Origin of the sequence: Paenibacillus sp. NPDC056722 (assembly GCF_042790635.1) — a bacterium.
In the GTDB taxonomy this organism is placed as follows: Bacteria; Bacillota; Bacilli; order Paenibacillales; family Paenibacillaceae; genus Paenibacillus_AQ; species Paenibacillus_AQ agri.
In genome coordinates this window covers 20,205-40,259 of record NZ_JBHTYV010000022.1, presented here as the reverse complement: position 1 = coordinate 40,259, position 20,055 = coordinate 20,205, and the positions used below count along the sequence as shown (strand labels likewise).

Here is a 20,055-nt window from a genome sequence, read left to right as displayed (position 1 = left end):
AAGGCGCTGTGGTCTATTTTTTATAAGCTATATCCACTAATGAAACGGGACTAATAGACTCATTTTGCGGGTTTTTACACTCTCTTAACAAAAAACTACCAAAATATGCCCAAATTAATAATTCCAAAACATTCCTCTGCAACGCCATTGACAATTGTAGACGAAAATAACATTAGCAGTTACCTATAGGAAAAGGGTGAATCTAATTGAAAAACAGTAAATGGATAAGCGCAACCTTGGCTTCGGCACTTCTAGTAACCGCAGGGGCAGGGAGCGCATTAGCTGCCAGTGCAGGTGGTAGTAAGACAGGAACAGTAAGTGCAGCAGTCTCCGGGCCGGTAAAAGTCAAGGAAGGTACCGCTACATGGACTGTAAACGGCACGCCAGTGACATTCAATACTATTGACAGCGGCGGCTATAAACTTTATGCACTTAGCCAAGTAGCCGGCGAGATCGGAGCTCACGTAGCAGCTAGCGCAAGCGGCATTGAGCTGAACGACAGCAAAGGCCTACATACCCTTCAAATCAAACCAGGCTCCAAGAGCTTCCAAGTAGATGGTGAAGCACAATCATTCACCATTGCGCCTGTAACATACAAGAACAGCACTTATGTAGAACTGACCAAGCTTGTCGTATCCTTGGGCGGTGAACTGGATGCTGAAAGTACTTCTATCCTGAGCTTTGCTCGTCCTGAAGGTCTATTCGATACACTTCACTGGGCAGCAGACGGTACCGTAATCGCTAACCATAGTGATGCCGAGACTACTCAACTTCTTAAGTTTGGTGGGGATCAAGGTAACTACCAATTGTTCTCTACCGATGACAGCGCAGTAGATTTCGCTGTATCCGCAGATCAACGTTGGGGCGCTTTCAATGATGAGACTGGCCAACTTCGTCTGATCGACCTGAACAGTGGAGCCATTAAAGCACTGGGTACAGACAACAGTGTAAAGACTGATCTGATCTGGTCTAAAGACGGTAAGAAAATTTACTTTATCCAAGGGGACAAGCAGGAGAAGATTGCTTCAATCTCCGTGGAATCGGGAACTGTAGCTACTGTGCTTGCTGATAAAGTCGAGAACAAATCCGAGCTGCGCGTGTCTGCTGACGAGAAGAGTGTTGCGTACATCGTTAACCTGACTGGTGTAGCCAAGAATGACGCTGACAGCACAGAAGATTCTCTTACAGTAGACTTCAGCAAAGCGGGAGAGCAGCTGTATAAGCTGGATCTGACTGTGAAAGACGCTAAGCCTGTTGCACTTACTACTTCCGCAGACAACAAGCTGTACCCTGAAATTCTTGCTGATGGCAATGTAGCTTACCTGAGTGCAGATGCTGACGGTAAGGCTGCGAACACACTGAAGAGTGTGAAAGCAGACGGAACTAGTACGAATATCGCTCTTGATGTTGAACCTACATGGGTAAGCAGTGTGAACGATGGTCTGGTGGTATCCGGTACGACAGCTGATGGCGCTACAGTGGTTTACTCCATCAATGCTAGCGGAGCGAAAACTGAATTGTACCGTTCTACAGAAGATGTATCTGAAGTAGCTGTATCTAAAGATGGCAGCAAGCTGGCAATCATCAGCGATGGTAAAGTGGTTGTCATCAAAGGTGGCAAGGCTCTCGAACTGACTAAATAATATTAATTCGCTTGCACTTCATAGTCCTTACTAATTTAACGGCGAATAGCCGAGAGGAGAAATAATTCATGAAAGTTTTTAAAAAATTCACAGTAACTGCACTTACAGCAGTTCTTGCTGTAACAACAGCTTTTGCAGGAATTGCTTCTGCAGCCAGCAATCTTTCCGGTAAAATTACGGTTAATGGTTCCACAGCATTGCTTCCACTAACGCTGCAAGCAGCTAAGGAATTCCAAAAACTGCACCCTAAAGTGAAAATCGCTGCTTCCGGTAAAGGTTCCGTTACTGGACCGCAAGCTGTAAAAAAAGGCATCGCTGACATCGGCGCTTGCGACTGGGATGCCAGCATTGACGTTCCAGGCTTCAAAGCTTTTGACGGCCAAGTAGCTAACAAAGTAGCTGTTATTCCATTTGCTACAATCGTTAACAAAAATGTCGGTGTAGACAACCTGACTACTGATCAACTTAAAGGTATTTTCTCCGGTAAAATCACGAACTGGAAAGAAGTTGGCGGTTCGGATGCTGATATCGTTGTAATCACTCGTGCGTTCGGTTCCGGTACACGCGTTAACTATCAAGCTAAAGCTTTGGCTGGTGGCGATATCGTGAAGAAAGAAAAGAACTACAAAGAAACAGGTTCCAGCGGTGACATGAAAACGGCTGTAGCTACAACTCCTAACGCTATCGGTTACATTGACTTGGTGTATGTAAGTGGCGATGTGAAGGCTGTTAAATTCAACGGCGTTGAAGCTACTACAGATAACGTAATCAACGGTTCTTACAAGATTTGGGCTTACGGTTACTTCATGACTAAAGGCCAACCTACTGGCGCAACTAAAGAATTTATCGATTACGTACAAAGCAAGAAGTTCCAACAAGGTTCCCTGAAGAAGCTTAAATTTATTCCAATCGCTTCGATGAAATAATAGTAATATCCAAAGATTATATTGAACGGTAACAGCGGCCAGCTCCTGGAGAATCAGCGGGGGCTGGCCGCTTACAGGAGGGAACGTATGGGGGCACCAGTCCACAACCTGGAATCCAGGCTGAAACAAAGCTCAGTTAAGGTCAGCGCTAATGCAAAACGTCATGGCAGGCATTTGCTAAGCAATTCAATATTCCGGTATTATTTTTTGTTCAGTATTCTGGCGCTTTGCTTTGTACTGGGCATGGTTATCTTATTTATCGGCAAAACGGCGATGCTAATGTTCGGCCAGGTCTCATTGGCTGACTTCTTCTTCTCTTTTAATTGGAGTCCGGAAGAGGATGCTTTCGGGGCAGCCGCTTTTATTGTGAATACACTTTCGCTAACTGCGCTTACGATGGTCATCGCAGTTCCCGTTTCGGTAGGGATGGCGGTGCTTATTGCCGAGATCGCCCCGAACTGGCTGAAGACCTTTATTCGCCCAGTGCTTGACCTGCTGGTTGGGATTCCTTCCATTGTTTATGGATATCTGGGCCTTACCGTATTGCTTCCCTTCCTGCGTGACGTTAGTGGTCAGGGTCTCGGTGACGGAATACTGGCCGCGGCACTTGTCCTGTCTTTGATGGTGCTACCAACCATTTGCCGGATCAGCGATGATGCCATTGTGGCTGTGCCGCGCAAATACCGTGATGCAGCTTATGCTCTCGGCTCCACCCGTCTGCAAGTGATCATGCGCGTAGTCCTGCCTGCTGCAGGCCGGGGGATTATTTCTGCGGTTATTCTCGGGATGACCCGTGCTGTTGGTGAGACAATGGCTGTGGTTATGGTTATCGGGAATACGGCCCAATTGGCCAAAACACTGTTCACACCTTCATCGGTGCTGACAAGTAACATCGTAATGCAAATTTCTAATGTGGAATTTGACTCGACCTGGAACTATGCGCTGCACATGATGGCCTTCTTGCTGCTCGTGATCTCGTTCGTGCTGATTCTGATCATTCGGATTCTCGGAAGAAAGCGGAGGGATGCAGCATGACCAGCTTCACACGGACACGCCATACGGCGCGGGCTCAGCGGCGCGATAAATTGGCTACATACGGATTTTATGCGCTGGGCGGCTTGATTCTGTTGCTGATCTTCTGGCTGCTGATCTCGATTATGAGCAAAGGCTTGCCATCCCTGAGTCTGGACTTCCTGATTAAGCAGCCAGAGGAAATGGATGTTGGCGGCGGTATTGGTCCTGTACTATTCAACTCTTTCTATATTCTGTTCATCTCACTTATCATCTCGGTTCCAATTGGACTGGGTGCAGGGATTTACATGGCAGAATACGCGCCGGATAACAAGTTTACCGGTGGATTGCGGATTTGTGTAGAAGCCTTGTCCTCGGTTCCTTCCATTGTATTCGGTATGCTCGGTCTAGCGATCTTCGCTGAATACTTCGGTATTGGACTTACGATTCTGGGCGGGGGCGTCAGCTTGGCGCTGTTGAACTTGCCGATGCTGGCTCGTGTTACAGAAGAAGCGGTACGTGCCGTTCCTGGCGATATCCGTGAAGCGGGCTATGCACTTGGTATGACTAAGTACCATGTCATTCGTACGGTCGTGCTCCCGGTTGCTCTGCGGTCTATCGTGACAGGTATCTGTCTCGTTGCCGGTCGTGCCTTCGGGGAGTCTGCGGTTATTATCCTGACTGCCGGTCTGAGTACCTCGGGCGAAATGTGGGACTTTAACCTGTTCTCGCCGGGCGAGACGCTAGCGGTGCACTTGTGGTACGTCCAATCCGAAGCGATCGTCGAGGATGCACGTCAGATTGCTGACCGGTCAGCAGCTGTGCTGGTTATTGTCGTCCTGCTCATCAACCTGGCCTTCCGCTTCCCGCTGTGGCTGAACAACCGCCGTCAGGGACGCTGATCCCAGTTGAAGTGAAGACTTCTATTCAATAGTGCTATAACTTATTACCTCAATCTAAAGCTGTCTCCGGTAGTTTTCATACTGCCTGGGGGCGGCTTTTTGCGTTGCGCTTTAGTAGAGATACAATAATCCTTTTTCGGGTTATAAGACTCCGTCTACGGGTGGTGAAGGGCACTCTTCACCTTCTAAACTTATATAGAAGTCGAGAAGGGCTTTAAGTCTGGCTCGGAATCACGATTTCTATCCTTTTAAAGAAAGAGGTTTCCTTCTATGTCAACGATACAACAAACCACAGATGGGAAAGAGAAGCAGAAGCTTCTAATCTTGAACGAGAATCTGTGGAAAATAATGTACCGGCTCTCCTGGCCAGCTATCATCGCCATGGTGTTGTACGGGTTAAACGCGGTGATCGCCGCTGTATTTGTGGGCCGCTATGTAGGCGAGACAGCCTTAGCCGGTGTTTCCGTAGCTTACCCATTGACTCAGATCAGCCTGGGGTTAGGCTCCCTGATCGGAGTTGGGGCGGGTGCGGCGCTGAGCATTGCCATTGGAAGGCAGGATCAGCACACCCAGCAGCGATTGATGGGTAATGTGAATTACCTGACGGTCATTGTGACCGTAGTCTACATGGTGCTGGGCCTATTATTTTCTACCCAATTGGTGTCAATTATGGGGGGAGAGGGGCAAACGCTGACGCTGGGTAACAGCTACTTCAGAATTACCGTCTGGGGGTCTTTCTTCTGGATCTACGGTTTGGCCGCGAATATGATTGTCAGAGCTGAGGGCAAGATGAAATCTGCAGCAGTAGTGATGGGCATTGGCTTGGTGGCGGATGTTCTATGCAATTATTTGCTGGTGGCCGTCCTGCAGCTTGGGGTGGAGGGTGCCGCCTGGGCAACCAATATCGGTATGTTCGTCTATACACTGCTGGGCTGGATTTATTTCGGCAGAGGATGGTCTTCTTTCAAGACCAAAGCCTTTGCGATTTATCGGGATAGAGCCACGCTAAAATCCATTTTCAGTCTGGGCATGTCCTCCTTCATTATGAATTTTATGAACCTGGTACAGGCTGTAATTGTGTTCAATGCTCTGTCCAAATACGGTACCGTTGCCGATGTGGCCTTCTACGGAGTTGTTTTCCGGGTGTTCACGTTCTTACTCACACCGATCTTCGGTCTTATGCGTGCGCTCCAGCCGGTCATTGGAATTAACTTCGGGGCTGAGAAATACGAGCGAGTCATTCAATCCTACAAAATATTCACATTAGCTTCCATGGTGCTGACCCTGCCATTCTGGATAATCGCCATGTGGAATCCGCAGATGATTCTGGGGCTTATGCTACCTGATCAGACCTTTAGCGGGCCGGAGCTGACGTATTTCCGAATCAACATGGCGGTCCTGCCGCTATTGGCGATGATTTTTATGGCGATGACCTTCTTCCCGTCAATTGATAAAGGAAAACCGGCTGCGATCATCGGGATTGCCAGACAGCTCGTGTTCTACGTTCCGGTGATGCTTGTGCTGCCAAGAATCATGGGAGTTTCCGGGGTGTATTGGGGGACGCTGGCGATTGATGCCATTGTCGTACTATGGACGGCGTGGATGGTTCGCAAGGAATTCAGCGTTCTGCGGAAGAGTGGAGAAGTCCCCGTCACAGAAGCGCAGTTGCAAATTTAAGGTTTATTTAATCAAAATGGCGTATACTGTTCGTTTAGAAAAGATAGAGGAGGATATGTATGCGCCGTTTTACGTCTTCCAAAGGACTGAATATGCTACTTTTACTGCTGCTGCTCGGCGGATTTCTGCTTAATTTCTTCATGCAGACCGCTTCGCTCGGAATGAATGCCGGCAGTGCTTTGGCCTGGATTTCACAATATTACTGGCTTTATATATTTGGTAGCTTATTCTTTTTCTTTGTTTTGCTTTGCTTTGCTGTAATCATCCCTAATATTTATGCCGGAACGCTACTGGCGTTCGCAGGTTGCCTCCTGATTGGCATAGCGGATTACAAGAAGCTGTCCACGACTGGGGAGCCGCTGTTTCCCTGGGACTTAATGCAGCTTAAAAACGCTCGTGAGATGAGCAAAATCACATCAGGGATGATCTCCCCGCTCGCGGTGGTATTGGCAGTCGTCCTGCTAGTCGTAGCAGTTTATTTAATCTGGAAGCTGCCTAAAGTGAAGATTCGCTTCTCACTGCGCGCAGCCTTAACGGTTCTCTCTGCTGCTATGATCGCCGGATTTATCTGGATGGTTAGTGGTCAGCATGCGCTGGCGACCTCTATTCAGTACCAGAATATTTACTGGAACCAGAAGGTCAATTACAGCCAGAATGGTTTTGTGTTCGCCTTCACGGGCAATCTCAAGCAAAAGCTGATCGAGAAGCCGGACGACTACAGTCAGGAGTCTATTGCCCGGATTGCTAAGAAATATGGTGCCTTACCGGCTGATAAAGATAAGACTGCTGCGCTGGCGGAGCGTCCTAACATCATGTACATGATGGACGAAGCGTTCTTTGATGTGACCCGTCTGCCGGGCTTCACCTTCAGTGAAGATCCGCTGGCGTACATTCATCAGGAGGGGCAGAACACACCGTCCGGTTACCTGCTCTCGCCAGAGTTTGGCGGGAACACAGCCAATGTCGAATTTGAGGCGCTGACCGGCCTGTCGATGTATTTTCTTAAAGACGGCTCGATTCCCTATCAACAGAAGATTGTCAAAATGTCAGGGATGCCTTCCATTGTTAGCATACTCAAGGACAGAGGCTACCAGGCGCTTGCCGTTCACCCTTTTGACGATACCTTCTATAATCGAAACCGGGTCTATCCGATCCTGGGCTTCGACGAATTCACCAGTGAGAAGGAAATGGAGAACTCAGAGCGGATCACGCCAAACGGCTATATTTCCGATATGTCTGCCGTTCAGGAGGCCGTGGATAAGTTGAAGGCAGCGAAGCAGCCGACCTTCCTGCATCTTGTAACCATGCAGAATCACTTTCCCTTTATTAAAGGATTAAATGGAGAGAATACCATTAGTGTAGGCGGCACACAGCCGGCCTGGAAGGACGAACTGGAGACCTATGTCCATGACACGAAGCTGACGGATGAGGCGGTGGCTTATCTGGCCAAGGAGCTAAAGACAATCCAGCGTCCGACAATCGTTGCTTTCTGGGGCGATCACCTGCCGGCGCTGTCGGCTGATATTTACACCCAGGCGGGATGGGACAACGATCCGAGGTTGAAGCATGAGACGAAGCTAATCTACTTGGCTAATTTTGATATTGGAAAAGAATCGGCGGGAACGATGAGCCCTGCGTTCATCGGGCCCACGGTATTTCAGTTGTCGGGTCAGGAGATGCCGGTATTCTATAAGCTTCTGCGAGAGGTGCAGGCAGAGATTCCGGGCCTGAGTAAAAGTGTGCTCATCGGTTCTTCCGATCCTATTAAGGATTTGAATGAGAAGCAGAAGGCGCTTTTAGAGGATTATCGGCTTGTGGAGTACGATATTCTGGAAGGTGAGAATTACTCACAAGACCTGCTGTTTTAAGCGGTTAGTACAACGTTGCTACAATAGCAGATCTATTGGTAATGCCCGGGGCAACCCGGGCATTTTTTGTCGGTTTTCTGAATGAGAACGCAAAAAAGCCTTCCGTAAAGGAAGGCTTCTGCATGACGTCCCGGAAGGGATTCGAACCCCCGACCGTGCGCTTAGAAGGCGCATGCTCTATCCAGCTGAGCTACCGGGACACGTCTAATGAGTGAAAAGCAAGCAAAAATTATGTTATCATACATAAGAGTGTTTTTCAAGCGGTTTTTTTAAACGTGGCCAAGGATATGCTATAATCAACCAAGATATCGTTTTGAAAAAAAGGAGGTGCCCTCATTAAACAATCAAATTCCCCTGCCAAAGACAATATCGTGTTATTTCCGCGCACGCTGGATTATTACCAGATTCAGCTGACAGTCATGCTGGAGAGTGAGCGTTACGGGGAAGCAATGGAGCTGCTGCGGTTTTTGCTGCAGTGCCAGGGACAGGAAGAGCGGCACTATGAGGAATGGCAGTCCCTGCTTGACTGGCTGGTGGCAGCTTTTCCTTATGCCTCCGGCAGCGGAGAATCGGACAGCAGTTCCCGGCAAGAAGAGGAAGAGCTCCAGGAAGAGGATATGGCCCGGGTGCTGGCGAGATCCAAGCTGGAGGAAGATGCTGACTACCCCATCAAGCTACTGAGAAAGATTATGGAAGAACCACTGTCCGAATCGACAATTCTGGCGCTGGAACAGCTCTCCTATCTGGAAGGGGAAGGAATCGATGAGGCACTGAGTCATTGGCTTCAGCAGAGCAATGTCCATCCACTCCTGCAATTCCGTACGCTGCAGACACTGCGCCGACGTGGCGCCCAGGGAAGCATCCATCTGGTCCGGGGCTCGGAAACGGCCGTTGTCGAGATCGAGAGTGTGCCGCTACAGAACGAGGAATTCCCGCCGCAGATAAGTCAGGTTCTGGAACGAGTGGCTGAGCAGGCCGAGGTACATGAGCCTACGCTGTATTATTTTGCCCAGGAGCTCTGGGGACAGTTCGTGATGTCTATCTATGGCTCCAGAGATTACCGGACGCTGCTGGAAGGCGAGTACGCCATGCTGGACATATGGGCCGGAGCGCTGCACCAGATGGTCTCCGAGAGTCTGAATGGCGCTCGGCAGGAAGAGGAAACCCGGGCCATGTACGGGATCACAGATAGCATGCGCTTTCAATTTGAAGGAGCGTACCGCACTCTGAAAGGATTTGTAAAGACTTCTCTACTTGATAAATGAAGTGATGTTGTATATAATATAATGGTTATTCTGTGCGTGAACTGCGTGAATATTTGAGTAAACTTGTGAACCTATTTTTGGAGGGGAAAGTATAACATGAAAGCAACTTGGGAAAAGATAGAGAAGAACCTTGGCGTTCTTGAAGTCGAAGTCGGAGCAGACCGTGTAGCTGCAGCACTCGACAAAGCTTTTAATAAAGTAGTAAAGAAGGCAAACGTGCCTGGATTCCGTAAAGGTAAAGTGCCACGGCCGATTTTCGAATCCCGTTTTGGCGTAGAAAGCCTGTACCAGGATGCAATTGACATCCTTCTTCCTGAAGCATACGGTGAAGCGGTTGAACAAACCGATATCTTCCCTGTAGACCGTCCTGAAGTGGACATTGAGCAATTCGCTAAAGGTCAATCCTTCATTTTCAAAGCGAAAATCACTGTGAAACCAGAAGTAGTCCTTGGTCAATATAAAGGTCTGGAAGTTCCAGCTCAAAAAGCTGAAGTTACAGAAGATGAGCTGAATGCAGAATTGACTCGTCTGCAAGAGCGTCATGCCGAGCTGGTTGTCGTTGAAGACGAAACAGCAGCTCTGGGCGACATCGCCGTGATTGATTTCGACGGTTCTGTTGATGGCGTACAATTCGAAGGCGGACAAGCTGAGCGTCATTCCTTGGAACTGGGAAGCAATTCCTTCATTCCAGGTTTTGAAGAGCAAGTTGTAGGCATGGGCACTGGAGACTTCAAAGATGTTGAAGTAACTTTCCCTGAAGCTTACCATGCTGAGAACCTTGCAGGTAAAGCTGCTGTATTCAAAGTGAAGCTGCACGAAATCAAACGCAAACAGCTTCCAGCTCTGGATGATGAGTTCGCTAAAGATGTAAGTGAATTCGATACATTGGATGAGTACAAAGCAGACCTGAAGAAACAACTGGAATCCCGTAAAGCGGATGAACTGAAAGGCGCTCGTGAGAACGCTGTTGTTGATAAAGCTGCAGCTAACGCTGAAGTTGAAATTCCAGATGCGATGATCGCTAGCGAAGTTGAGAACATGGTTCGCGATTTCGACAACCGTCTTCGTCAACAAGGAATGAACATGGACATGTTCCTGAGCTTCTCCGGCCAAACTCGTGAAGACCTGCAAAACCAAATGAAGGGCGATGCTGAAAAACGCGTTCGCAACAACCTGGTTCTGGAAGTTATCGCGAAGCAAGAGAACATTGAAGTGTCCGAAGAAGAAGTTAACCAAGAGCTGGCTACTATGGCTGAATCCTTCAAACGTACTCCTGAGGAAATCCGCAGCATTCTTGCAGCGAACGGTTCCCTGGGCAGCTTGAGCGAAGAGCTCTCCCTGCGCAAAACCATTGATTTGCTTGTTGAGAGCAGCGTAGAAGTAGAAGCTACTGAAGAAGCAGCTGAAGATAAAAGCGCTGAGTAATTCCCGCGCGGACTGATCTACCTATAATGGCCTGTTAGCAGGCCTTCATACACAGAAGATAAGGCACGTATATTTAGCTACGTGCCTTATTTTTTACATATGACATGTTTTTCACTGCCTGTCAGAGATTATAATTCTCAGAAGCTTCGGGATGCGGTTATGAAACCCTGTCAATACGGATATAATTGCGAGGTAATGTCATACACTTAAGCATTGTAATGGACCACGGCAGTGAAAAAATGACATCGCGCCTTGAACGTGTTAAAATATTTCTGAAACGGAAAGACTAATCTATACAGAGAAAAGAGGTTGGTGACATGAGTCTGGTACCAATGGTTGTGGAATCTACAAGTCGGGGCGAACGCTCATACGATATCTATTCCAGGTTGCTTAAGGACCGCATCATTTTCCTGAGCAATGCGATTGACGATGATGTCGCCAATCTGGTTATCGCCCAGTTGCTGTTTCTGGCTGCGGATGACCCCGAAAAAGACATACACCTGTACATCAATTCACCCGGTGGTTCTGTAACAGCCGGCATGGGTATATATGATACGATGCAGCACATCAAACCGGATGTTTCAACGATTTGTGTGGGCATGGCCGCAAGTATGGGGTCGCTGCTCTTGACGGCGGGTGCGCCGGGTAAACGTTTTGCGCTTGCTAACAGCGAGGTTATGATTCACCAACCGCTGGGCGGCGTTCAAGGCCAGGCTTCCGATATCTGGATTCACACAGACTGGATTCTTAAGACCAGACAGAAGCTGAATCAAATTTATGTAGATCGCACAGGTCAGCCCCTTGAAAAAATCGAACGGGATACCGACCGCGATAACTTCATGAGCGCGGAAGAAGCAAAGGAATACGGGCTTATTGACCAGGTCCTCACTTCACCGATCAAATCTTAAAGGGGTGGTTAGATGTTTAAGTTTAATGATGAAAAAGGACAATTGAAATGTTCTTTTTGCGGTAAATCGCAAGAACAGGTACGCAAACTAGTAGCCGGACCTGGCGTTTATATATGCGACGAATGTATCGAGCTGTGCACGGAAATCGTGGAAGAAGAGCTCGGTCATGAGGAAGAGCTGGATCTGAAGGATATTCCGAAACCGAAGGAAATTCGCGATATTCTTGATCAATATGTTATCGGTCAGGAGCAAGCTAAGAAATCCCTGTCGGTAGCGGTATACAACCACTATAAACGTGTGAACAGTCAGAGCAAGGTGGAAGATGTCGAGCTGACGAAGAGTAATATTCTATTGCTTGGTCCGACAGGTTCCGGTAAGACCCTCTTGGCACAGACTATGGCGAAGATTCTTAACGTACCTTTTGCTATCGCCGATGCGACTTCTTTGACCGAAGCCGGTTATGTTGGTGAGGACGTGGAGAATATTCTCCTGAAGCTGATCCAAGCGGCCGATTATGATGTGGAAAAAGCCGAACGCGGTATTATCTATATTGATGAAATTGATAAAGTGGCACGTAAATCCGAGAATCCGTCCATTACCCGTGACGTTTCGGGTGAAGGTGTACAGCAGGCCCTGCTGAAAATTCTTGAAGGCACAGTAGCTTCTGTTCCACCGCAAGGCGGACGCAAGCATCCACATCAAGAATTCATCCAAATCGACACTACGAACATCCTGTTCATCGTTGGTGGTGCCTTTGATGGCCTGGAGCAAATGATCAAGCGCCGTATCGGCAAGAAGGTCATTGGTTTCAACGCTGCAGCTGAAGGTCAAAAAGATCTGAAACCTGGAGAATACCTGTCCATGGTATTGCCGGAAGACCTACTCAAATTTGGTCTGATTCCTGAGTTCGTAGGCCGTTTGCCGGTCATCTCGACTCTAGAGCCGCTGGATGAGAAGACTTTGGTACGGATTTTGTCCGAACCGAAGAATGCACTCACCAAGCAATACATCAAATTGCTGGAGATGGATAACGTTGCGTTGAAGTTCGAGCCACAAGCGCTTGAAGCGATCGCGAAGGAAGCTATCAAACGCAATACTGGTGCCCGCGGCCTGCGTGCCATCATCGAGAGCATTATGCTTGACGTGATGTACGAAGTACCTTCTCGCGATGACATCAAGGATTGTGTCATTACCGAGCAGGTAGTTCAAGAGAAGGCTCTGCCGGAATTGAACGTTAAGAAAGACAAGAAACAAGAGGAAAGCGCGTAACGCTTCTTTAACAATACATGCCATCGTCTCCACCTTTCTTCCGCTTATCCCGCTTCACTGGCGGGAGCGAAGGGGTGGAGCTTTGGCGTTATGGGGGAGAAATCATGTTCTTGAGACACCAGACCCGTCCCGTCAATGTAGGCGGAGTCATTATTGGCGGTAATAACGAGGTTGCGATTCAAAGCATGTGTACTACCAAAACTGCGGATGTAGAAGCTACTGTAGCGGAAATTCTGCGGCTTGAGGAAGCCGGATGTCAGCTGGTGCGCGTCACCGTTAACAATGAAGAAGCTGCTGAGGCCATCAAGGAAATCAAGAAACAGATTCATATTCCGCTTGTAGCGGATATTCATTTTAACTATAAGCTGGCACTCATGGCGATTGAGAACGGCATTGACAAGGTGCGGATTAACCCGGGTAACATCGGCCGCCGTGAGAAGGTTGAAGCGGTAGTTAAGGCTTGTAAGGAAAAAGGGATTCCGATCCGGATTGGTGTAAACGCCGGCTCGCTGGAGAATCACCTGCTTGAGAAGTACGGCTATCCAACGCCGGAAGCCATGGTCGAGAGCGCTTTGTATCATATCGGGATTCTGGAAGAGCTGGATTTCCACGATATTATCGTATCGCTTAAGGCGTCTGATGTGCCGATGGCCATCGAAGCCTATCGCCAGGCGGCAGAAGTCATCCCTTACCCGCTGCACCTTGGTATCACTGAATCCGGCACGTTGTTCGCCGGAACAGTGAAGAGCTCCGCCGGAATCGGCGCATTGCTCTCCATGGGAATTGGTAGCACCGTGCGGATTTCACTGAGCGCCGATCCGGTGGAAGAAGTCAAGGTAGCGCGTGAGTTGCTGAAGACCTTCGGTCTGATCTCTAATGCGGCCACGTTGATTTCTTGTCCGACTTGCGGACGACTGGATATCGACCTGTTCTCGATTGCCAACGAAGTGGAAGAGTACATCTCCAAGCTTAAGGTGCCGATCAAAGTATCCGTGCTGGGCTGCGCCGTTAACGGTCCAGGCGAAGCGCGTGAAGCGGATATCGGAATTGCCGGTGCGCGCGGAGAAGGCTTGCTGTTCCGCTACGGCCGGATGATCCGCAAAGTGCCTGAAGCCGACCTCGTCGATGAATTGAAGAAAGAGATCGATGTCATCGTCGAGCACTTTGAAAGAACCGGGGAAATCCCTGGCCGCAAGCATGCCCAATTAGGGCCGATTGAAACGGCATAATAGGCTGAAAGGGTAATTTCTCAGCCGGTGTCAGGTAACTATAGGGGGGCACGCGCCAGCAGTAGCTGACCGCGCTAATGGTAACTGATCGCGCCAGTAGTAGCTGTCCACGCTAACAGTAACCGGCTGCGCCAGCATTAGCTGACCGCGCTAACAGTAACTGATCGCGTCTGCAGTAGCAGATCACCTAACAGTAACCGGCTGCGCCAGCAGTAGCTGACCGCGCTAACGGTAACTGATCGCGTCTGCAGTAGCAGATCACCTAACAGTAATCGGCTGCGCTAACAGTAACTGATCGCGTCTGCAGTAGCTACCCATACTTACTTTGTTAAAGACTGTCCCGCCATTCTAATTAAGGACATTTTTGTACCTTAATTTGGATTAGAAACGCGGTGAATGGGAAATAAGGACATTTTTGTACTCTAATTTGTCCATTATTCCCGATTAGAGAGTTTTGGTCTCAAATAAGATACAAAAATGCACTTATATTAATAATATGCATGATTATAATGGAATTAAGGTACATTTTTGTCCTTATTTAAAGTTTAGGCTAATTTTATAGCGAGATAGCTAGAGGCGAAGAACGCCCTGCACGCACTCCGGAATGATCCGGCGGCGCAAGCGGGGCGTTTTTTTATATTACAATAAGGAGGTAATTGGGATGGACTATGAGCAAGCGCAAGAAATGTTTTTGACGAGCCATCTAGCTGCACGTTCGGGTGAGCGGCTTGGACGGCTGAAGCGGGGGTATGGGCATGCTGAGAAACTGTTTCTTCAGAATGTATGGTGGCCACTGAGAGGAGATTTTGTCCATTTGCATCCGGAATATGAAGTGTTGGACTGGCGGGGGCGCTCTTATTTTGCGGATTTTGCCTACTTGCCCGGAGCGGTCAAGCTTTTGTTCGAGATTAAAGGATACGCGGCGCACGTGAGAGACATGGATCGTCAAAAGTATAGTCATGAGCTGAACAGAGAGACTTTTCTGTATGGAATGGGCTATCAGGTGCTCTCATTTGCTTATGATGATGTGGAGCAGCGCCCTGAGCTTTGTATCACCCTATTAAAATTAGCATTAAGCCGCCATCAGACGATAAGTTTACCTGAAGGTAGAATGGGTCTGCTGGAGAAAGAAATCATGCGTTTTGTGGTAGGGCAAGGAGGAAGAGTTCGACCTAAGACGGTGGCTGATTTTTTTGCATTGGACTCAAGGCGGGCGCGTACTCTGCTGTCAGAATTAAGTGTCAAGGGTTGGCTCGTTCCGGTGAAAAAGGGAGAGGGGATACGAAACGTAGAGTATGCGTTAGGGCGTGAAATTTTTTATTACTGGGATTAATGGTGGGAAGTAACTGGTTTACGAATAGTGATGGGGTAGCAAAGAGTCTGTGAATAATGATGCTGTGGCTAATGGTATTGGCGTTAATGGAGCTGCGAATAATCTAGTTGATTTGAACTGTAGTGGCACTGGGGCAGGTCGAAATCGAAGCAGAGATCACAAGGGGACACGAGCACTTCGTCGCCAGTCGGACTTTAGGACAGATAATAGGCACGGATATAACCGGAAAGCAGAGTTGCATACAGAAATCATCTCCTCCGAGCGTTTATGAATGACCGAAACGGCTATACTACCTAGTAGTAGCCAAGGGTGCAAGAGAGGTATTCAGAACGAACAGGAGGATGACCTATGGAATTAAGTATATTGCTGATGATCGTGCAGCTCTTTTTCGCGCTGGTTATCGGCGTTTATTTTTGGAATCTGCTGCGGGGACAGAAGACCAATAAGACGGCGGTAGACCGGGAATCGCGAAAAGAGCTGGATAAGCTGCGCAAAATGCGGATGGTCTCGCTGACCAAGCCGTTATCGGAAAAGACACGTCCGGCCTCTATCGGAGATATTGTCGGGCAGAAGGATGGCCTGCGGGCCTTGAAGGCCGCGCTGTGCAGTGCGAATCCGCAGCATGTCATCATTTACGGGCCGCCGGGTGTTGGCAAGACGGCCGCAGCGCGTGTAGTGATGGAAGAGGCGAAGAAGAACGTGCTCTCCCCGTTTAAAAACGATGCCAAATTCACAGAGATTGATGCTACTACGGCCCGTTTTGATGAACGGGGAATTGCCGATCCGCTGATCGGCTCCGTGCATGATCCTATCTATCAGGGAGCCGGGGCCATGGGTGTGGCCGGAGTGCCGCAGCCCAAACCTGGTGCAGTCACGAAGGCACATGGGGGAATTCTATTTCTCGACGAGATCGGGGAGCTGCATCCCATCCAGATGAACAAGCTGCTCAAAGTGCTGGAGGACCGGAAGGTGCTGCTGGAGAGCGCCTATTACAATTCGGAAGACAGTAATACACCTGCGTATATTCATGATATTTTTCAAAATGGCCTGCCGGCCGATTTCCGTCTGGTAGGCGCAACAACGCGCTCGCCGGAGGAAATTCCGCCTGCGCTTCGCTCGCGCTGCATGGAGATCTATTTCCGGCCGCTGCTGCCGGAGGAGATTGCCGTCATTGCCCGTGATGCTATTCAGAAAATCGGGCTGAAGCCGAGCCCTGAGGCGGTCACCGTTGTCCAGCAATATGCTACCAACGGTCGGGAAGCCGTCAACATGATCCAGTTGGCGGCTGGTCTTGCACTGACAGAGCAGCGCGAAACCCTAAGCGCGGCTGATGTAGAGTGGGTGGCAAGCAGCAGCCAGCTCCCGCTGCGCACCGAGCGCAAGATTCCCACAGCTCCGCAAGTGGGGTTGGTCAACGGGCTGGCTGTTTACGGGCCGGGCATGGGTACGCTGCTGGAAATTGAAGTGTCGGCGGCACCCGCTACGGGTGGTCAGGGCCGGCTCAACATTACCGGCGTTGTCGATGAAGAAGAGACACGTGGTGGCTCCCGCACGATCCGGCGCAAGAGTATGGCTAAGGGCTCGGTGGAGAATGTCCTGACCGTGCTGCGTACCATGAACCTGGAGCCGGATCGCTATGATCTACACGTTAATTTCCCGGGGGGCACACCCATCGACGGGCCTTCCGCCGGGGTGGCGATGGCTGTGGCAATTGTCTCGGCTATCCGGGGGCTGCCCGTGGACAACACGGTGGCGATTACCGGAGAGATTGGGATTCATGGCCGGGTGAAGCCGGTCGGTGGCGTTATTGCCAAAGTGGAAGCCGCCTTCCAGGCTGGAGCCACCACGGTTCTGATTCCCAAGGACAACTGGCAATCCCTGTTCGAGGATCTCTCGCCACTGCGGGTCATTCCCGTGGAGACCGTGGAGGAAGTGTTCCGTCACCTCTTCGGCGCACATATCGCCGATGTGAGACTGCCGGCCGTATCCGGGGAAACATTCTCCGGAGCGCCCTCGCTGCTTAAAGCCGATGCTTCCGGCGAAAGCGCCAATCTGTAGATTTTTTTATTTTGCAGATCCAATATCACCGCCAGTAGCTTGCAAAATAGATTGATGTACAAACATAGCAAACACCGGCAGGCCGCATAAAAGCGGCCCGTTGGTGTTTTGATGCTGCTTTTGTTAAAATGAATGCATATGACATTACTTGAGAGCCATTGGGGGTGTGAAAGCGATGATACAGAACAAATCGAAAGGTCGTCGTTTTCCTTTATTGCCGCTTAGAGGCCTTCTTGTGTACCCAAGCATGGTGCTTCACCTGGACGTGGGCCGCGAGAAGTCAGTCAAAGCGCTGGAGAAGGCTATGGTTGAAGATAATTTAATCCTCCTTTGTTCTCAATCAGAAGTGAATATTGAGGAACCGGGTCAGGAAGATATTTTTCGGGTGGGTACCGTCGCCAACGTAAGGCAGATGCTGAAGCTGCCAAACGGCACAATCCGTGTGCTGGTAGAAGGTGTGGAACGGGCCGAAATCATTCATTATACGGATAATGAAGAGTATTATGAAGTAATGGCGCGCGAGCTGCCAGAGGAAGAGGGAGCCGATCAGGAGAGCGATGCCCTGATGCGCACTGTTCTGAATCAGTTCGAGCACTATATCACACTTTCCAAGAAGGTTACGCCAGAGACGCTTGCTGCGGTGTCGGATATTGAAGAGCCTGGGCGTTTGGCTGACGTGATCACCAGTCATTTGGCGCTGAAGATCAAGGATAAACAGGAGATCCTGGAGACCATTGATGTTCGCAAACGTCTGGAGAAGCTGCTCGATATTCTCAACAATGAGCGTGAAGTGCTGGAACTGGAACGCAAGATCAACCAGCGTGTGAAGAAGCAGATGGAGAAGACACAGAAGGAGTATTACCTGCGCGAGCAAATGAAAGCGATCCAGAAAGAGCTTGGCGAGAAGGAAGGCCGGGCAGGGGAAGCGGAAGAGTTGCGGGCCCAGATGGAAGAGAAGGATCTTCCGGAACGTGTCAAAGAGAAGATCGAGAAGGAGATCGACCGTCTGGAGAAAATGCCAGCCAGTTCCGCAGAAGGTGGCGTAATCCGCAACTATGTGGATTGGCTGCTTAGCCTCCCATGGAATGACTGGACCGAGGATGATCTTGATATCGTGAAGGCTGAAGAGGTGCTGGATGCCGACCATTATGGTCTGGAGAAGCCGAAGGAGCGGGTGCTGGAATATCTGGCGGTTCAACAGCTCGTTAAGAAGCTTAAGGGACCTATTCTTTGTCTTGTAGGGCCTCCGGGTGTCGGCAAAACATCGCTGGCCCGCTCGATCGCCCGTTCTCTGAATCGCAAATTCGTCCGCATCTCGCTCGGCGGTGTGCGGGATGAAGCTGAGATTCGCGGCCACCGCCGCACGTATGTCGGTGCCATGCCAGGTCGTATCATTCAAGGCATGAAGACAGCCGGCAGTACGAATCCGGTCTTCCTGCTGGATGAAATCGATAAGATGGCTGCGGACTTCCGCGGCGATCCTTCAGCCGCGCTGCTGGAGGTGTTAGATCCGGAGCAGAACAATACGTTCAGCGACCATTTTGTCGAGCTGCCATTTGACTTGTCCAACGTCATGTTCGTCACAACAGCTAATGCGGTGCACAACATCCCGCGTCCGCTTCTGGACCGGATGGAGATGCTGTTTATTCCAGGATATACGGAGCTGGAGAAGCTGCAGATTGCCAGTCGATATCTTATGCCGAAGCAGAAGAAGAATCATGGTCTGGAAGAAGATCAGCTGAGCATACCGGAGGAGACCCTGCTTAAGATTATCCGCGAATATACGCGGGAATCCGGGGTGCGTAACCTGGAGCAGCAGATTGCCGCCTTGTGCCGCAAAGCTGCGAAGCAGCTGGTCTCGGCAGAGAAGGATGTTGTAGTCATTCTTGAGGAAGACCTCAAGGATTACTTGGGGACCTCCAAATATCGTTATGGCATGGCCGAGCTAGAGGACCAGATCGGAACGGTCACAGGTCTGGCCTGGACCGAGGTTGGCGGAGATACGCTGCTGATTGAGGTGACGGTAGTTCCGGGCGCTGGCAAGCTGATCCTGACCGGACAGCTAGGGGATGTCATGAAGGAATCGGCGCAAGCTGCTTTCAGCTACACCCGTTCGAAAGCGGTGGAGCTGGGGCTGGAGCCTGATTTTTACGAGAAAAATGATATTCACATCCACATCCCGGAAGGTGCCATTCCGAAGGATGGACCATCCGCAGGTATCACGATCGCCACGGCGCTAATCTCTGCGTTGACCAAACGCTATGTCTCGAAGGATGTTGCCATGACCGGTGAGATTACGCTCCGCGGCCGTGTCCTGCCGATCGGTGGATTGAAGGAGAAATCGCTTGCGGCGCATCGTGCCGGGTACAAGAAGATTCTGCTGCCTAAGGACAATGAACGCGATTTGAAAGAAATTCCCGACAGCGTCAAAAAAGATGTAGAGTTCGTGCCGGTGTCCCATATGGACCAGGTGCTGCATCATGCGCTTGTCGAGCATCAGACCTGAAAATCAGCAGTGAGCCACGAAGTAGTGTGCATTAG

General features: G+C 49.8%; 14 protein-coding genes and 1 tRNA gene. 14 read left to right on the top strand and 1 reads right to left on the bottom strand.

The annotated features are described in order from the left end of the window. Nucleotides 1–206 precede the first annotated feature (206 nt). The 6 genes from ACFRAM_RS27830 (at nucleotide 207) to ACFRAM_RS27805 (ending at nucleotide 8,027) form a co-directional block, all read left to right on the top strand. On the top strand, nucleotides 207–1,643 hold the full coding sequence (locus ACFRAM_RS27830; protein ID WP_175370320.1) for a TolB family protein: 1,437 nt from the start codon (nucleotides 207–209) through the stop codon (nucleotides 1,641–1,643). A gap of 68 nt (nucleotides 1,644–1,711) precedes the next feature. Continuing rightward, the gene (locus ACFRAM_RS27825) at nucleotides 1,712–2,569 is read left to right on the top strand and encodes a phosphate ABC transporter substrate-binding protein (protein ID WP_175370319.1); all 858 of its coding nucleotides are present in this window, start codon (nucleotides 1,712–1,714) and stop codon (nucleotides 2,567–2,569) included. An 87-nt stretch (nucleotides 2,570–2,656) separates the two neighbouring features. After that, nucleotides 2,657–3,604, top strand: a complete 948-nt coding sequence (gene pstC, locus ACFRAM_RS27820; RefSeq protein ID WP_175370318.1) for a phosphate ABC transporter permease subunit PstC — start codon at nucleotides 2,657–2,659, stop codon at nucleotides 3,602–3,604. Beyond that, nucleotides 3,601–4,482, top strand: a complete 882-nt coding sequence (gene pstA / locus ACFRAM_RS27815) for a phosphate ABC transporter permease PstA (protein ID WP_379470211.1) — start codon at nucleotides 3,601–3,603, stop codon at nucleotides 4,480–4,482. The genes pstC and pstA overlap by 4 nt, the downstream gene beginning before the upstream one ends. Nucleotides 4,483–4,752: 270 nt before the next feature. After that, nucleotides 4,753–6,159: an MATE family efflux transporter gene (locus ACFRAM_RS27810; RefSeq protein WP_379470209.1), complete on the top strand. Its 1,407-nt coding sequence runs from the start codon at nucleotides 4,753–4,755 to the stop codon at nucleotides 6,157–6,159. A gap of 59 nt (nucleotides 6,160–6,218) precedes the next feature. Continuing rightward, nucleotides 6,219–8,027 (top strand): LTA synthase family protein, encoded by a 1,809-nt coding sequence (locus tag ACFRAM_RS27805; protein WP_379470207.1) that lies wholly within the window; start codon nucleotides 6,219–6,221, stop codon nucleotides 8,025–8,027. A gap of 126 nt (nucleotides 8,028–8,153) precedes the next feature. Here the strand turns inward: ACFRAM_RS27805 and ACFRAM_RS27800 are convergent. Beyond that, nucleotides 8,154–8,227: transfer RNA gene (locus tag ACFRAM_RS27800), tRNA-Arg, on the bottom strand. A 171-nt stretch (nucleotides 8,228–8,398) separates the two neighbouring features. On the opposite strand from ACFRAM_RS27800, the gene ACFRAM_RS27795 reads away from it, so the two are divergent. The 8 genes from ACFRAM_RS27795 to lon all read left to right on the top strand — a co-directional run bounded on the left by ACFRAM_RS27795 (nucleotide 8,399) and on the right by lon (nucleotide 20,020). Further along, nucleotides 8,399–9,292, top strand: coding sequence for a hypothetical protein (locus ACFRAM_RS27795; RefSeq protein ID WP_379470205.1), 894 nt, complete (start codon nucleotides 8,399–8,401; stop codon nucleotides 9,290–9,292). A 96-nt stretch (nucleotides 9,293–9,388) separates the two neighbouring features. Further along, on the top strand, nucleotides 9,389–10,717 hold the full coding sequence (gene tig, locus ACFRAM_RS27790) for a trigger factor (protein WP_175370313.1): 1,329 nt from the start codon (nucleotides 9,389–9,391) through the stop codon (nucleotides 10,715–10,717). 317 nt (nucleotides 10,718–11,034) lie between these two features. Beyond that, on the top strand, nucleotides 11,035–11,625 hold the full coding sequence (gene clpP / locus ACFRAM_RS27785; RefSeq protein WP_066376827.1) for an ATP-dependent Clp endopeptidase proteolytic subunit ClpP: 591 nt from the start codon (nucleotides 11,035–11,037) through the stop codon (nucleotides 11,623–11,625). A 12-nt stretch (nucleotides 11,626–11,637) separates the two neighbouring features. After that, nucleotides 11,638–12,894, top strand: a complete 1,257-nt coding sequence (gene clpX / locus ACFRAM_RS27780) for an ATP-dependent protease ATP-binding subunit ClpX (protein ID WP_175370312.1) — start codon at nucleotides 11,638–11,640, stop codon at nucleotides 12,892–12,894. A 104-nt stretch (nucleotides 12,895–12,998) separates the two neighbouring features. Next, nucleotides 12,999–14,123 carry a flavodoxin-dependent (E)-4-hydroxy-3-methylbut-2-enyl-diphosphate synthase gene (gene ispG / locus ACFRAM_RS27775; RefSeq protein WP_379470202.1) on the top strand — a complete coding sequence of 375 codons (1,125 nt, stop codon included), beginning with the start codon at nucleotides 12,999–13,001 and terminating at the stop codon, nucleotides 14,121–14,123. Between the two features lie 661 nt (nucleotides 14,124–14,784). Continuing rightward, the gene (locus tag ACFRAM_RS27770; RefSeq protein ID WP_379470200.1) at nucleotides 14,785–15,456 is read left to right on the top strand and encodes a hypothetical protein; all 672 of its coding nucleotides are present in this window, start codon (nucleotides 14,785–14,787) and stop codon (nucleotides 15,454–15,456) included. A 348-nt stretch (nucleotides 15,457–15,804) separates the two neighbouring features. Then, complete coding sequence (gene lonB / locus ACFRAM_RS27765) at nucleotides 15,805–17,514, top strand: ATP-dependent protease LonB (RefSeq protein ID WP_379470198.1); 1,710 nt, start codon at nucleotides 15,805–15,807, stop codon at nucleotides 17,512–17,514. Nucleotides 17,515–17,689: 175 nt separating this feature from the next. Further along, complete coding sequence (lon, locus tag ACFRAM_RS27760; RefSeq protein ID WP_379470196.1) at nucleotides 17,690–20,020, top strand: endopeptidase La; 2,331 nt, start codon at nucleotides 17,690–17,692, stop codon at nucleotides 20,018–20,020. Nucleotides 20,021–20,055 lie beyond the last annotated feature (35 nt).